Origin of the sequence: Leeuwenhoekiella sp. CH_XMU1409-2 (assembly GCF_037029365.1) — a bacterium.
Lineage (GTDB): Bacteria > Bacteroidota > Bacteroidia > Flavobacteriales > Flavobacteriaceae > Leeuwenhoekiella > Leeuwenhoekiella blandensis.
Genome location: NZ_JAYMEI010000023.1, coordinates 23,234 through 37,863, shown reverse-complemented (window position 1 = coordinate 37,863; position 14,630 = coordinate 23,234). Strand labels below are relative to the sequence as shown.

Sequence of the window (14,630 nt, the reverse complement as noted above, 5' to 3'; positions counted from 1 at the left end):
GTTAACTTAAGGTAAATTTATTTTATCAAAAGTTATTGATTTTCAGAATTTTTGCGTGAATCTTTACTTTCATTGAAGTCTCTCATCCTCCTTATGTTATCTTCATCAAGCATATAATCTTTTACGTTTCGATCTTTCCAACGATGATATAAAAACATAGGCATCAGGATGAAAGCAACCGCCAAAATGGTGATGCCTAAAAACCGATCGCCGGTCAACGTGTCTGCGGTGAAATATCTCAGGTACAGTCCGTAGCCAAGGCTTAGACAAAGTAGGCAGAAGAGTATGATAATTGCGTTACGCATAATTTTATTTTCTAGAAAAACTCACCAGCATACGTCTATACGCGGTAAGGAGTTTTGATTTTGAAATGAAACCGTGGTATTTTCCGTCTTTGATCACCGGTAAATTCCAGGCGCCGCTGTCTTGAAACTTGCGCATCACCTCTTTTGCGGGATCAGATTCTAAGTAAATATATTCTGGAGCAGCGTGCATTAAACTCCCCACTTTTGTTGTGTCGTACAGCGACGCATCAAACATAATTTCTCTGATATCATCAAGGGTGATTACGCCTACGAGCTCATCATCTTCATTCACCACAGGGAACAAGTTTCGGGTTGACTTGGCAACTGCACATTTTACCATTTCGCCCAAAGTCATATTAGGGCGCACCCGAATAAAATTAGACTCAATGATCTGATCTACATTCAGCAAGGTAAGCACAGCCTGATCTTTATCGTGTGTGATGAGTTCGCCTTTTACAGCCAGTTCCATCCCGTAAACCGAGTAGGATAAGAAGTACTTATTGATTCCGTAAGAGATAGCGGCCGTAACCATCAGCGGAATAAAAAGTCCGTAACCACCGGTAATTTCAGCAATAAGGAAAATCGCGGTTAGTGGTGCGTGAAGTACTCCGGCGAGTAAACCGGTCATACCCACGAGCGTAAAATTACTTTCTGAAATATGAACGCCGTTAATGCCAAGATTGTTGATGACTTTTGCGATGCAATTTCCCATCACGCTACCCATAAATAGAACAGGCGCAAAAATCCCACCGATTCCTCCTCCGGCAAAAGTGATGGCTGAAGCGATTACTTTAAAGAAAACTAAACCTGCCAGAAGTGCGATCACCACCCAAATATTCTCGAGATAATCGTTGAAAAAAGTTTCGCCTAGAGCGCTAATGGTATGTCCTTCGAGCAGCTGGTTGATAATGTCAAAACCTTCACCATAAAGCGGCGGAATAAAAAACAAAAGTACACCTAGCGAGGCTCCTGCAATGATTAACCTTGTGGTTGCTGAAGTCCATCTACTGTAAAATTTTTGCGTTGCAAAATAGGCTTTGCTAAAATATACCGAAGTCAATCCTGCAACAACTCCGAGTACCATATAATACGGGAAATCTGCAATAGTAAAGGCATCTTTCAATTCAAAGGGCAAAATGGTGTCTGAACCAAAAAAGAAATAAGAAGTCAAAATCGCTGAAAGAGAAGCCAAAAGTAACGGCATTAGCGATAGTAAGGTAAGGTCAAGACTAAAAACTTCTACCGCAAAAATGATCGCTGCGATGGGCGCTTTAAAAATACACGACATCGCACCTGCGGCGGCACAACCTAAAAGTAAATTACGATGCGCCTGATCCATGTGAAATATACGAGACAGGTACGAACTAATTCCTGCACCGGTAACTACCGTTGGGCTCTCTAATCCCACCGAACCTCCAAAACCTACGGTTATTGGCGCGGTGATCAACGAGGCGTAAACTTGATAATTGCGCAGTAAGCCTTTGCGTTTTGCGATAGCCCTAAGTGTCATAGGTACACCATGACTAAGGGGGTTTCTGATCACAAATTTTACAATGAGCACAGTAAGAGCAAGACCTACAATAGGGAATAAAAAGTAAAAACCATACCTGTAATTTTCAACGAGTTTACCCTCAAGCAAGTTTTGAATTACGTGAGTAAAGTTCTTGATCAAAACAGCTCCCAAACCGGCAAGAAGTCCCGTGATCACACTTAAAAAATAGATAAATGTGGTCTTTGAAATATGCTTATAACGCCAGGCGTGAAAGCGATGTAAAAGAGGTTTTTTACCAGGCATTGTTTTTAGATTTTAAGGCCTACAAAAGTAATAGCTCAAATTCTTACGCAAGGTAACTTAGGATACTTATTTAAAAAAAAATCCCCGTGTTTTTAAAACCGGGGATTTTAAAGCTAAAGGTCTTTTATTAGCAATATTCATTAAAAGCGTCTACAAGATTATCTGCGATAAGCTCTGCAGGACGCCCTTCAATATGATGACGTTCTAACATGTGAACCAATTCGCCATCTTTAAACAATGCCATAGATGGTGAAGAAGGAGGAAATGGCACCATAAAATTACGAGCCAATTCTGTTGCTTCGCGGTCTACTCCTGCAAAAACAGTATATAAATTATCTGGAGTTTTTGCATTTTGTAAAGCCATACGCGCTCCCGGTCTAGCATTTGCAGCGGCACAACCACAAACCGAATTTACTACTACAAGCGTAGTACCTTCTTTTTTCATAGCTGCCTGCACATCATCTGTTGTATGTAATTCTGTGAAACCTACAGAAGTAAGGTCTTCACGCATAGGTTTTACTAATTCTGCTGGATACATAAGTTCTATTTTAATTTTTGGTTTACAAAGATATAAAATAATAGTCGGGCATATTTTGTAAACCCTACGTTTGAATCTCGTTTTTTATTGGTACCGCCAAAGGGTTGAATACTCCGAGGCTTGCCTCGAAATCGAAAATTCGTTTCCAAGCAATCTCATGAGCCTGCCTTTACCGATGGGTAAGCTTATGGCTGTCGCTGTTTTCAATGGGCAACATTGCAAACGAGCACCACAAGGCCCCAATCCCTTGCGCAGCCTTTATTTTATACTAAAAGACAGTCGTAAAAGCTAAGCAAGCCAACACTACATCAAGTAACAATTTGTCATATTTGCGACCTACCTGTAGCAAAGGCTTTATTTTTGCACGGGTTTTTTGGCATTGTCAAAGATGCTGTTACCCTGTTCCGATAGCTAACGGGATGACTATATATTAAAATTTGTTTCTAACAAAGGTCTCGCGGGCTTTGCTGCGAGATGGTTTATATGCTTCAGGTAGATAAACCAAAACTGAATAAAAAAAATTAAATGGTACGATGGATAGGAGCCATCATAGGCTTTGCATACCGTGGTTTTCTAGGCGCGGTGGCAGGCTATGTGATAGGCATGCTTATAGATAATTTATTTTTCAACAAAAGTGACGGTCAAGCTTCAGGCAGAAGCCGCTCGCCTTTTGGCGGTGGTCAACAGACGGTAACCCCCGGAGATTTTGAACTGAATTTACTTTCGCTTTGCTCTATTGTCATTAAAGCCGATGGGCAAGTAAGTCAGCGGGAGATGGACTATGTACGTCAATATTTTGTGCAGGCTTATGGTAAAGAACGTGCCAATGCCACTTTTAGAACGTTTAACGATGTGGTGAAGAAACGGGAGATCAATGCGCAGCGTATTTGTGCCTATCTGGTGCAACGCACACGCAGAGAAGTTCGCCTGCAAATTGTACATTTTTTATTTGGCATTGCTCAAGCAGATGGAAACGTTTCTACGGCCGAGGTCAATCAGATTTCTTCAATCGCGGGATATTTAGGATTAAGTCGTAATGAGTTTGAAGGCCTCAAAGCGATGTTCTTTAAAAATTCAGACAGTGCTTATAAGATCTTAGAGATCGAAAAAACAGCTTCTGATGCAGAAGTGAAAAAAGCCTATCGTGATATGGTAAAAAAATACCATCCAGATAAATTGCAACATATGGATGAAGCCTATCGCGCCGGTGCTGAAGAAAAATTCAGAAATGTGCAGGATGCTTATGAAACCATTCAAAAAGAACGTGGCTTGTAAATTTGACCGAAATAACTTACAAATAAAGAACCCTTTGCCCGTAAAAACGCAAAGGGTTCTTTATTTGTTGTTAATATTTTGAAATTCAGTTTTTTAAAAGGTAGTTTTGAGGGCAATTTATTTTAACGTTAGTTTTTGCTTCGCCCCATAATTTTAGTAGAAACTCATCGTTAGGTTTTTGTCTTTAAACGATTAAATGCCCCTTTCTAATGAGCAAGCAATACCTACTTGTCTTAGCTTTGATTTTCTCCTATTTGCACATAAACGCCCAGCAAGTAAGTGTTGATAGTCCGCGACCTGCTGAAGAATTAGTAAGTACCCTAGTGGGTGATGCGTGTGCAGAAATCAGTAATGTTTCAATATCTTCAACCCAAGCTGCTGGATTATTTTCTAACAACGGTGGCGCATTCCCCTTAGCAAATGGTGTGCTATTACGCACCGGAAATGCGCAATTGACCGGAGGCGCTTACTCGGGAAATACAGATGAATTGAGCAGCGAACTCAATACCAACGGTGATCCTTATTTGCAAGCTATAAATGACGCAACAGGAAATAGCGCAACCATTGAAGAAACTTCTTTTTTAGAATTCGACTTTGTGCCGCTTTCGAGCAATTTTAGTTTTGACTTTATTTTTGCTTCTAATGAGTATGGGGAGTGGCAGTGTGCTTCTCAAGATGTCGTTGCATTTATTCTCACCGATTTAAGCACCGGAACTTCACAAAACTTAGCGCTGACTCCCAGTGGAGAAGAAATCTCTGTGCGTAATATTAGAGATACACAGTATAATTCGAGTTGTAATTCTGTAAATCCGGGTCTTTTTGATTCTTATGAAGTGACCAATGGACAGTCTACGATAAACATGCGTGGTTATACGCAGGTGTTAACGGCCTCTTCAACATTGACTCCGGGAACTTCTTACAATATTAGAATCGTCATAGGAGATTCTAACGATACCAATTACGATTCTGCTATTTTTCTCGCTGGTGGTAGCTTTAATACGAGTGTAGATCTGGGACCTGATCTGGTTCTTTGTAGTGGTGACGCTGCCACACTTTCTACCGGTTTAGATGCTTCGATATATGCGCATCGCTGGTTTTTTAATGGAAGTGAAATTGTTGGAGAGACCACAAACTCGTTAGCTATAAGCAACAACGGTGTTTATCGTGTGGAGATTTCGAATAATGGTTGTGTAATTACTGATGAGGTTAATGTAAATGCACTTTCAGTAACTGCACCACAAGATCTGGTTGCCTGTTATAACGAAGGAAATCCTTCAGCCTTTAATCTCACAGAAAATGATGCTGAAGCGCTAGGCCTGGATGCGAGTCAGTTTGAAGTGGTGTATTATGCCAGCTCAACCGACTTGTCAAATGACCAACCTATACCTACCAGTGAACTGAATGCTTTTCAAAGCACCGGCCAACGTATTTTTATAAGACTTCGCAATTTAAATACTGGTAATACCTGTGACGCGGTTTACTCTTTTCAGTTAGAAGTGCGTCCAGAAATTCAAGTAACAACTCCAGACCCGATACAATCCTGTACGCGACCTGGTAATGATGTGGCCGTAGATTTAACCCAAGTAACTAATGAAATTCTAAGCGGTCAGAGTCCGGCATTGTATAACATTACCTATTATGAAAGTCAAGCAGATGCAGATGCGATGAGTAATGAAGTGTTCTCTCCATATGTCGTACCGGCAGAAACTTCTTCTCAAACACTAGTTGCTCGTGTTTCTTTTGCTGACGAAGATTTGTGCTATGAGACGGTAAACATTGTAATAGAGGTTAATAATCTACCTCCTGTAGATCAAATTGCTGATGTCATCACCTGTAATGCTTACGAATTGGAGCCACTAACAAACGGAGCCTATTTTTCTGGCGCTAACGGTACCGGAACGCGCTATAATCCCGGTGATATCATTACAGAAGATATGGTGCTCTTTATATTCAACGGTCCTGATGCTAATGGGTGTAGCAATCAGTCTTCCTTCAGCATAACTTTTGTTGATAATTATGATTTGAGCGATAGAGAGGCTTGCGGAGGCTATATCATTCCGACGACTTTGGCTGGAGCATTTTATACCGCTGCAGGCGGTCCCGGTGGAGGTGGAACCCGACTTGATGCCGGAGATGAGTTAACGACAAGTCAAATCATCTATTTTTATTATGAAGAAGGTGGTTCGGTATGTCGGGAGGAACCTGTAAACATTATTATACATCCGCTTCCTCCGGTAGACCAGCCCGCAGATGTAGTGGCGTGTAATTCGTTTACATTACCTGCTTTAACTAATGGAAGCTACAATACCCGGGCAAATGGTTCAGGTAGCACCTTGAATGCAGGAGATGTCATCAATACCACAAGAACGCTCTATATTTTTAATGATGATGGTACGTGTACCAACTTCTATGAATGGCGCATTTTTATCGTTCCCGAATTTCAAAACCTTGATGCGTGTGGATCCTATACCATTCCTGCTGTAGAAGAGGGCGCTTTTTATACCGAAGCTGCAGGCGGAGGAAGCCTCATTCCCGAAGGTACGGTGCTCACCACTTCACAGCGTATTTATTATTATGTAAACACAACATCGGGATCTAATTGTACGACCAATGCATTTTTTGACATCAACGTCATAGCGATCCCGCCGGTAGATACCTTGCCTGATCAACTCTTGTGTGAGGGTGAGACGTATACATTACCAACCTTAACCGATGGTGAATATTTCACCGAAACCGGACGTGGCGGGACCCAGCTTTTTGCCGGTGATGTAATTGATGAATCTCAAATCATATTTATAAACAATCAAGTAAGTGGTTGTCAGAATGAGACTCAATTTGAGGTTGAGATCAGACCTTTACTTCCGGTAGATAACCTCACGTTTGTATATAGTTGTGAGCCGTATACGCTTCCTGAACTGGAGAATGGTAACTATTTTTCAGAGCCTATGGGACAAGGGGTGCAGCTTTTTGCCGGGGATGTTATTTCAGCTACACAAACGCTTTATGTATATAATGCTTACGATGATTTTACTGCGTGTTATAGTGAAAACACCTTCACGGTAAATATTCTTGGAGTTGAGGTTGAAACCTTTGATGATATAGCACAATGCGATAGTTATACGCTTCCAGCCCTCGCTGAGGGTAATTATTTTACGCAATCTGGTGGTCAGGGAACGCAGCTTAATGCCGGAGATGTTTTAACCACGACGCAGGAGGTTTTTATTTATGCGCGCAACGGAACTCGTTTTTTCTGTGAAGACGAAAGTAGTTTTACCGTCACCATTTCAGAAACTCCTGTTTTGGTTCCAGAGCCTGATGTTGAGCAGTGTGGCAGTTACATTCTTCCCAATTTATCACAAACCAATTTTAATCAAGGCTATTATTTTGGACCTGATAAACAATCGCCAATTGATCCGGCTGATTACGAATTATTACCCGGCACCTACACGATTTATAAATATGCTGAAGCTACAGATAATCCTAATTGTTTTGACGAAGATGTTTTTGAGGTAACCGTATACCCGCTATTAAATTTTACCGTAGAAGGTGGAACCATTTGTCGCAATGCGGAAACCGGAGCTGTAGAAAATCCCGTGATTTTAAATTCAGGTCTTGATCCTTCAGAATTTTTAGTGAGTTGGTTTTTAAATGAACAATTGGTAGGGCAAGGAGCAACATTTACGGCAGAAGAAGCAGGCATCTACACAGTTTCTACCGAAAAACTAAACCCTGAAGTTGGCGCAGCGTGTAATTACAATCCCACGACGGTTGAAGTATTAGAGTCGGCACAGCCGCTTCTTGATGTTCAGGTATCGCAGCCTTTTGAAAATGTTTCGGCTATAGACGTGACGGTTGCTGCTGGTTTTGGTGAGTATGAATATCGGTTAGATGATCAAGCTTTTCAAAATACGCCTCGGTTTGTAGATGTAACTCCGGGAACGCATCTTATCACCGTACGAGGGATCAATGGAACCTGTGGTGCAACTACCGTAGAAGTGCAGGTAATAAACTTCCCAAAATATTTCACTCCCAACAATGACGGTTATCACGATACATGGAACATCACTTCCCTAGAAGATTATCCTGAAGCGCAAATATTCATATTTAACCGTTTTGGTAAGTTGTTAAAAAGCTTGTCTCCACAAGGTCCGGGTTGGGATGGCACTTACAGAGGAGAAAAAATGCCTTCTGATGACTATTGGTTTCGTGTGGAATATACCTTTGAAGAGGTGCCGGCAACGTTCAAATCACATTTTACCCTTAAAAGATAGAATACGCTTATAGTCGCATAGAGATTGTCATCTATTTAATTTGATTCTAAAAATCGCTTGACCCGAAACTTTTTTACACTTCTTGATTAACTTTGTGGCGATGTCAAAGTTGTTAATCTGTATTCTCTCTATTATGCTTCTTGGCCAAAGCTTCAAGATAAGTTTTGGTGACTTTTTGCATATAGAAGATTTACTCGATCATTATGAGTATCATCAGGTAAAGTTTGGCGATGATGTTTACAGTTTTTTAAACAAGCATTACGGCGAACTCAAACAACAGCATAATATCGAGCATCAAGAGGAGCGTGAAGATCACGAGAAACTACCTTTTGAGCATCAGCACTCTTGCGTGCACACAGCTATTGCTTATTTTAATTCGGTAGAATTGATTCCAGAACCTAAGAGTGTTCCTGTAGATCAAACTACTGCTTCTTTTGACTATCGCGATTTTTATTCATTTGCGGTAGCCTCTTCTATTTTTCAGCCGCCTAAAAACGCGTAAACATTTCTAGAACCTGGTATTATCAGGTTTCACATTAGCCTAGTTCCTCTATTCTGAGGAAGCTATTCTTAGTTTTCACGTTTTACCTTTTTATCATGCTTAATGCTATCATAAACTTTAGCATCAGGAATAAGTTAATCATCCTGTTGTTTACTATTGCGATCATTGTTTTTGGACTGTTTTCGCTAACCCAAATTTCAGTAGGAGCTGTACCTGATATTACTAACAATCAAGTGCAAGTAATTACTACTTCAGAAAATCTTTCTACAGTTGATATGGAACAGTTTATCACCTATCCTGTAGAACTCGAAATGGCCAATTTACCGGGAGTTAAAGAAATACGTTCGGTATCAAAATTTGGTCTTTCGGTAGTTACTGTGGTTTTTGAAGATGCTATGGGAACTTATCTTCCCCGACAATTATTAGCCGAAAAAATCAAATCGGCCTCAGAACAAATCCCGGCGAGTTTCGGTACGCCGCAAATGGGACCTATTACCACGGGACTTGGTGAGATCTATCAATATGTTCTTGATGTAAAACCGGGCTATGAAGAGAGGTATTCGGCCACAGAGCTGAGAACGATTCAGGATTGGATCGTAAAACGGCAACTTTCAGGGATTCCCGGAGTGGTCGAGATCAATTCTTAGGGTGGTTATTTAAAGCAATATGAAGTCGCACTTAATACACAAAAGCTTCATGCGATGAATATTGCTGCTTCAGAAGTTTTTGCAGCGCTAGAAAAGAACAACAGTGTAGCCGGTGGTGGATATATTGAAAAAAGCAACCAGTCTTATTTCATTCGTGGTGAAGGACTCGCGACCTCTCTCGAAGATATCGAGCAGATGGTAGTAGCCAATCACAACGGGATCCCCGTTTACATTAAAGATGTAGCAAATGTAGGTTTTGGTCACGCAACGCGTTTTGGTGCAATTACAGGAAACGGTCAGGGAGAAAAAGTGCTGGGGCAGGTGATGATGCTTAAGGATGCCAACACCAATAAGGTTATTGAAGCGGTAAAAGAGCGTGTTGAAGAAATAAGCAGTACGCTGCCAGAAGGTGTGTATATCAATGCTTTTTTGGACCGCAGCGAACTCATCGTAAAAACCACCTTTACCATTAGTGAAAACCTAATTCTAGGCTTTCTTATTGTGATTTTTGTGGTGGTGCTTCTTTTAGGTAATTGGCGCAGCGGTTTGGTTGTCGCTTCGGTGATACCCTTGTGTTTGCTTTTTGCCTTGGGAATGATGAATATTTTTGATGTAGATGCCAACCTATTGAGCTTGGGAGCTATTGATTTTGGGATCATCATTGACGGTGCAGTGATCATTGTTGAGTTTGTGGCGTATAAAATGTCTCAGCGGCAGGATGCCATTGGAGCTCTAAGCAAGTCAGAAACACGTGCGTTAAAAGATGAGATCACCCAAGATGCGGCATCAACGATGATGAATTCTGCTGTATTTGGACAGTTGATCATTCTCATTGTTTTTATTCCTATTCTCTCGTTAAGCGGTGTTGAGGGAAAAATGTTTATCCCGATGGCATTGGTTTTCAGCTTTGCGGTTATTGGTGCAATGCTGCTCTGTTTTACCTACGTTCCTGTGGCAGCTTCGGTATTCTTAAAGGCAGAAACCCCTTCAGATCGAAATATTTCCGTGCGATTGGTCAATTATTTAAAGGGAAAGTATGAGCGTGTCATTCATTGGGCGCTTGGTGCGCGTAGGTTGATTATTGGTGTTTCGGTGGCGCTTTTAGTAGCTGCAGTTTATCTTTTTACGACGATGGGAGGCGAATTTGTCCCACAGCTTGATGAAGGAGATTTTGTGATTCAGCCTATTTTGAAGACCGGTACTTCGCTAAGCGGAACGATTGAACGCACTACACAGATTGAAAAAATCCTGTTAGACAATTTTCCTGAAGTAAAACAAGTGGTAAGCCGAATTGGCGCTGCTGAGGTTCCTACCGATCCGATGTCTATGGAAGATAGTGACGTTATCATTACTTTAAAAGATAAAAGCGAGTGGGTTTCTGCTGAAACTAAAGATGAACTCGCAGCTCAATTTAAAGAAGCTTTGAGTGTGATTCCGGGAATGGAAATCGAATTTACCCAGCCTATAGAAATGCGTTTTAACGAGCTCATTACGGGAGTACGGGCAGATATCGCTATTAAAATCTTTGGCGAAGATCTCGAGATTCTCAATAAAAAAGGAAATGAAATACGTGATCTAATTCAGAATGTAGAAGGTGCGGCTGATATTTCAGTAGAAAAAGTTACCGGACTCCCACAAATGAGTGTGCGTTTTAACCGAAAGAAAATCGCCCGTTATGGCCTTAATATTTCAGACCTTAATGACCTGATCAAAATGGGCTTCTCAGGACAAAGTGTGGGAAATATTTTTGAAGGAGAAAAGCGTTTTGATCTGGTGGTGCGCTTAGATCAGGATCAGCGTAAGGATATTGACAACCTTAAAAACCTGTATGTAGACACGCCTACGGGTGCCAAGGTACGTCTAAGCGAACTGGCAGCAATCGAGTATACGCAAGGAGCCGCAAAGATATCAAGAGATCAGACCCAGCGACGCATTGTTGTGGGAGTGAATGTGCGTAATCGGGATCTGCAGTCTGTGGTTGATGAGATTCAGGCAATCGTAAGTAAAAATGTAAAACTACCAACAGGCTATACGATTGATTATGGTGGTCAATTTGAAAACCTGCAAAGTGCCACTGCACGTTTAAAGATCGCAGTGCCGGTAGCATTGCTCTTGATTTTTATGATGTTGTACTTCGCTTTTAAATCGGTAAAAGAAGCCTTGTTGATCTTTACTGCTATTCCGCTTTCTGCTGTGGGCGGAATCTTCTTATTGTGGTTACGCGGGATGCCGTTTAGTATTTCTGCCGGTGTAGGTTTTATAGCGCTTTTTGGTATCGCCGTACTCAACGGTATTGTGATGCTTGAACATTTTAAAGAATTAAAGAAACAGGGGATGATTGACAGGAACGAACTCATAACCAAAGGTGCTACAGATCGTTTGCGTGCCGTGTTACTTACTGCTACTGCTGCAGCTTTAGGCTTTTTACCTATGGCAGTATCTACAAATGCCGGGGCAGAAGTACAGCGCCCACTGGCTACCGTAGTCATTGGCGGTTTAATTTCTGCGACCTTATTGACTTTGGTGGTTTTACCGGTCCTGGTGTCTTGGTTTGATAAAGATTTAAAAGATACGAGCAAACCTGCTAAAGGCTTTAATAAAGGGGTTTCTGTCTTGCTACTGCTGCTCTTAGCAGGCGGAGTGGCACAGGCGCAGGAGGTTTCTGGTTTTGAGCAAGTGCGTGAATTGGCTTATGAGAATAACGCCGGGATCAAAGCGGCCAACTTGCGTAGTGATGAAGCCAATGCGGCTATAGGTAGTGCATTTAGCTTTGATAAGACCGAAGTGTACTATCATTATGACGAGAACAACCTCGCAACAAACAACAGACCGATTGATGTTTTTGGGGTGAGTCAGACCTTTTCTTTTCCCACAGTATATTTTGCACAGGCAAAAGTGAATAAGGCTACTTATGCTGTGGCTTCAAGTCGGGCAGAACTGAGCAAAATGCAACTGGAGCAAAGTTTGGCCAATGCCTATTATAGTTTGCAATATGTGAATGAAAAGCTTCAGCTGTACCAAAATCTGGACAGCATCTATCAAAATTTTGCCTACGCGGCAAAGCGCAGGTTTGAGCTTGGAGAAAGCAATTATCTCGAGAAAATTTCGGCGCAAGCCAAACAAAAAGAAATTGAAACGCTGCGCAAACAAGTTCAAGAAGAATTACTGGCGGCACAAAAACTGCTTACGCAGTTGGTTCAGGTAGATACGCTGCAGATCACGCCTGATCCAATAGAACGCTTAGTGCCATCTGTAAGTCAGGAAAATTTAGAGGTCGCAAATACGTATTACGATTATCAAATTGATCTGGCTGAAGCCCAACGTAAATTCAGTGCACAGGAGTTATTGCCAGATCTTACGGTGAATTACTTTCAAGGTTCAAACGACGGTCTTGATCAGAATTTGATCGGGTATCAGTTTGGCGTTAAGATTCCGTTGTTTTTTTCCGGGGCTTCCAGCCGAATTAAAACAGCAAAAATCGCTGCAGAAGCGGCAAGTCAAGAAGCGGCGAATTATAAAATTCAGTTACAATCGCGCGTAACTCAACTTAGAAGTGCGCTTAATACCTACGCAGAACAACTCAATTATTATGATTCTGAAGGAAACGCTCTGGCGAGCGAACTGGAAAAAACAGCAATTACCAGTTATAAAAATGGCGAGGTCAACTTCTTTGAATACATACAGATTTTGCAACAGGCGTACGACATTAAACTGGCCTATTTAGAAAGTCTGAACAACTACAACCAGACCGTGATTCAACTCAATTATATCCTACTTTAAAAGCATAACGATGAAAAAATCAATCCTCATAGTAATACAGTTCAGCCTTTTATTAATCTTAATAGGCTGCGGAACTAAAGAAACAGAAACTTTAACTTCAGCAGAAACGACTGAAGCAAGCGCAGATGTAACCGTGACCAAAGCGCAATTCTCCGGTGCTTCCATGCAATTAGGGAGGCTTAAAGAAGCAAGCTTTCCTAACTGGGTAGCAGCCAGCGGAATGATCGATGTTCCTCCCGAAAATAGAGCGGTGATCACTGCTTTTATGGGTGGTTATATTAAAAACAATCCCTTGCTTATAGGAGACGCGGTAAAAAAAGGTCAGGTTTTGATCACTTTAGAGAACCCTGAGTTTGTAGAAATTCAACAGCAGTTTCAAGAATTGGCAGAACAGCTTGATTATTTAAAGTCAGAGTATGAGCGCCAGCAAGCGCTTATGGAAGAAAACATTACTTCTAAGAAAAACTTTTTAAAAGCAGAAAGCGAGTACAAAAGAAGCTTGGCAACTTATACCGGTTTGCGTAAAAAATTAGAAATGCTGCATATAAGTCCGGAGCGTGTTTTACAGGGCGCTTACACCACGCAAGCCAGCATTTTTGCGCCTATAACCGGGACAATTGCAGAGACTTTTGTGAGTAAAGGGAGTTATGTTTCTTCGGCCGATCCTATTATGGAAATCGTAGATATAGACCACATTCACTTAGAGCTTGAAGTTTTTGAGAAAGATATGCTTAAGGTTAAAAAGGGACAAAAAATTCAGTTTACCATTCCTGAATCTTCTGATCAAAAATATGAAGGCGAAGTACATTTAATAGGGAATTCGCTCAATCAGGAAGGCCGAACAGTAACCGTTCATGGGCATATTGAGCACGAGAAAGCGACTCCAAATTTTGCAGTAGGGATGTTTATTGAAGCTCAAATTGAAACCGGTTCTGCTGAAGGATTTGCCTTGCCAAATGAAGCGGTGGTAAAGCTTGGGAACACGCATTACGTTCTTCAATTGAAAGAGCAACAAAACGGAAGTTATTTGTTTGATAGGGTAGAAGTAAAACCGGGTAATACCCAGGACGGCATGACCCAGATCTTAAATGCTGAAGATTTTAAAAATGATGCTCAGTTCCTTACTGAAGGAGCTTTTGATTTGATACAGGAGTAAAACTGAAATGCTTTTAACCTCACAGATCTTTAAAATCTGTGAGGTTATTTGCTATCTAATTTCTAAGCCATAAGAGCCATCGTTGCCTTCAATCTCTATCTCCAAAGTTAATTCAGAGTATTGTTCTTTATAAGTGATTTGACTAGAATTAATTTTAAATGCTTTTTTTAATTCAGATAATTCAAAATCTGCATCACTTAAAGCATCAGATAATTCGGCCTTGATTTTTAATTCAGTTTTCACGTGAAAAGTAGGGTATTTTTTCCCTTTTAAGTCGTTAATTAATTTTTTATACATATTCTATTATTTATAATTTCTATGTATATAACGGGAAATCTTTGATACTGTTACATTTGTGGTA

At 41.0% G+C, this 14,630-nt stretch carries 8 protein-coding genes and 1 pseudogene; 5 read left to right on the top strand and 4 right to left on the bottom strand.

Annotation, left to right across the window (positions count from 1 at the left end):
* Positions 1 to 32 precede the first annotated feature (32 nt).
* The 3 genes from WA338_RS17800 to WA338_RS17790 form a co-directional block, all read right to left on the bottom strand.
* Positions 33 to 305, bottom strand: a complete 273-nt coding sequence (locus tag WA338_RS17800) for a hypothetical protein (RefSeq protein WP_009781880.1) — start codon at positions 303 to 305, stop codon at positions 33 to 35.
* A 4-nt stretch (positions 306 to 309) separates the two neighbouring features.
* Positions 310 to 2,100 carry a chloride channel protein gene (locus WA338_RS17795; RefSeq protein ID WP_009781879.1) on the bottom strand — a complete coding sequence of 597 codons (1,791 nt, stop codon included), beginning with the start codon at positions 2,098 to 2,100 and terminating at the stop codon, positions 310 to 312.
* A gap of 127 nt (positions 2,101 to 2,227) precedes the next feature.
* The gene (locus WA338_RS17790) at positions 2,228 to 2,638 is read right to left on the bottom strand and encodes a BrxA/BrxB family bacilliredoxin (protein ID WP_009781878.1); all 411 of its coding nucleotides are present in this window, start codon (positions 2,636 to 2,638) and stop codon (positions 2,228 to 2,230) included.
* 525 nt (positions 2,639 to 3,163) lie between these two features.
* Between WA338_RS17790 and WA338_RS17785 the strand changes: the two genes are divergently transcribed.
* From WA338_RS17785 to WA338_RS17765, 5 genes and pseudogenes are all read left to right on the top strand, one after another.
* The gene (locus tag WA338_RS17785; protein ID WP_009781877.1) at positions 3,164 to 3,913 is read left to right on the top strand and encodes a TerB family tellurite resistance protein; all 750 of its coding nucleotides are present in this window, start codon (positions 3,164 to 3,166) and stop codon (positions 3,911 to 3,913) included.
* A gap of 209 nt (positions 3,914 to 4,122) precedes the next feature.
* Positions 4,123 to 8,184: a T9SS type B sorting domain-containing protein gene (locus tag WA338_RS17780; RefSeq protein ID WP_009781876.1), complete on the top strand. Its 4,062-nt coding sequence runs from the start codon at positions 4,123 to 4,125 to the stop codon at positions 8,182 to 8,184.
* Between the two features lie 100 nt (positions 8,185 to 8,284).
* The gene (locus WA338_RS17775; RefSeq protein ID WP_009781875.1) at positions 8,285 to 8,686 is read left to right on the top strand and encodes a hypothetical protein; all 402 of its coding nucleotides are present in this window, start codon (positions 8,285 to 8,287) and stop codon (positions 8,684 to 8,686) included.
* 95 nt (positions 8,687 to 8,781) lie between these two features.
* A pseudogene (locus tag WA338_RS17770) lies at positions 8,782 to 13,113 on the top strand (CusA/CzcA family heavy metal efflux RND transporter).
* 10 nt (positions 13,114 to 13,123) lie between these two features.
* Positions 13,124 to 14,269, top strand: a complete 1,146-nt coding sequence (locus WA338_RS17765) for an efflux RND transporter periplasmic adaptor subunit (RefSeq protein ID WP_272986426.1) — start codon at positions 13,124 to 13,126, stop codon at positions 14,267 to 14,269.
* A gap of 51 nt (positions 14,270 to 14,320) precedes the next feature.
* Here the strand turns inward: WA338_RS17765 and WA338_RS17760 are convergent, their stop codons facing one another.
* Positions 14,321 to 14,566, bottom strand: coding sequence for a hypothetical protein (locus tag WA338_RS17760; RefSeq protein WP_272986424.1), 246 nt, complete (start codon positions 14,564 to 14,566; stop codon positions 14,321 to 14,323).
* Positions 14,567 to 14,630: the final 64 nt, after the last annotated feature.

Coding starts and splice junctions, on each gene's coding strand:
- WA338_RS17800 (WP_009781880.1), bottom strand. CDS start 305: ATGCGTAACGCAATTATCATACTCTTCTGCCTACTTTGTCTAAGCCTT.
- WA338_RS17795 (WP_009781879.1), bottom strand. CDS start 2,100: ATGCCTGGTAAAAAACCTCTTTTACATCGCTTTCACGCCTGGCGTTAT.
- WA338_RS17790 (WP_009781878.1), bottom strand. CDS start 2,638: ATGTATCCAGCAGAATTAGTAAAACCTATGCGTGAAGACCTTACTTCT.
- WA338_RS17785 (WP_009781877.1), top strand. CDS start 3,164: ATGGTACGATGGATAGGAGCCATCATAGGCTTTGCATACCGTGGTTTT.
- WA338_RS17780 (WP_009781876.1), top strand. CDS start 4,123: ATGAGCAAGCAATACCTACTTGTCTTAGCTTTGATTTTCTCCTATTTG.
- WA338_RS17775 (WP_009781875.1), top strand. CDS start 8,285: ATGTCAAAGTTGTTAATCTGTATTCTCTCTATTATGCTTCTTGGCCAA.
- WA338_RS17765 (WP_272986426.1), top strand. CDS start 13,124: ATGAAAAAATCAATCCTCATAGTAATACAGTTCAGCCTTTTATTAATC.
- WA338_RS17760 (WP_272986424.1), bottom strand. CDS start 14,566: ATGTATAAAAAATTAATTAACGACTTAAAAGGGAAAAAATACCCTACT.